The sequence below is a fragment of the Ruegeria sp. BHSB064 genome (assembly GCF_059613205.1).
The window spans coordinates 1-791 of sequence record NZ_JBXWSB010000261.1 but is presented as its reverse complement, the minus strand read 5'-3'; the positions used below and the strand labels follow the sequence as shown (position 1 = coordinate 791).

General features: G+C 58.0%; 1 protein-coding gene. It reads right to left on the bottom strand.

All coding sequences use genetic code 11. The features are described from left to right. On the bottom strand, positions 1–791 hold a 791-nt coding region (locus AC2FNU_RS24800; RefSeq protein WP_496794323.1), incomplete at both ends, for a PepSY-associated TM helix domain-containing protein.

The window sequence follows — 791 nt, the reverse complement described above, 5'->3', positions numbered from 1 at the left end:
CCGAGGTCAGCCGGGTGGCAAAAATCAAAGCGCCGGTGAACGCGACACCGGTCGCAACAAGCCCCAGAACAATCCAGAGCCCCCTGGAAAAGATCCCACCCCAATAGCCATAGTGCAGTTCATCTATCACATGGCGCCAGCGTGCAATGTGCGTGTTGTCATACGGGGTGAAGGCTCCCAGGATCTCGAATGTCACGGGATCAACTGTCACGATGCTGGGCCCCCTGATCTCGGGAATGCTGGGCAGGTGACCCGAAAAGCTGAGACCATCCGATTTCCTGACAGGAAGTGCCACGCTTTGGGCTTCAAATCCGGGCAGGGCCTCGCGGGCGCGGGCTTCGGCCTGATCAAGGATGGCGGCCCCGAAGTCGGGTGGTAACCGGGTCTCGCGTTCAACGGACGGCTCAGGTTTTGGCCTGAAACCGTCAATCCCGAAATCGCCCAACATGAAAAAGAAGGCTGTGACAGCACTGATAATGAGAAAGGGCGCTGTCCAGACAGCGGTCAACCGGTGCATCGCGCCGGCCCATGATCGGGAGTCGGCCCCTTGTCTGGGCCGCCGGAAGAAACCCTTCCAGAAACGTCTATACGTAATAAGCCCGCTTATGATCTGAAACAGAACCACAATGGAGGTTGCCGCCACGGCCTTGTAGATGATGCTTTGACCCGAGAGCAGTTTGACGTGAAGTTCCCGCAGAATCCTGTCAAAACCGGGATAGCGCGTCACCTGCACAACCTCTGCGGTTTCGGGATCGGTCCAGTAATTCACCTGCTCACCCCAACCAGTGCGG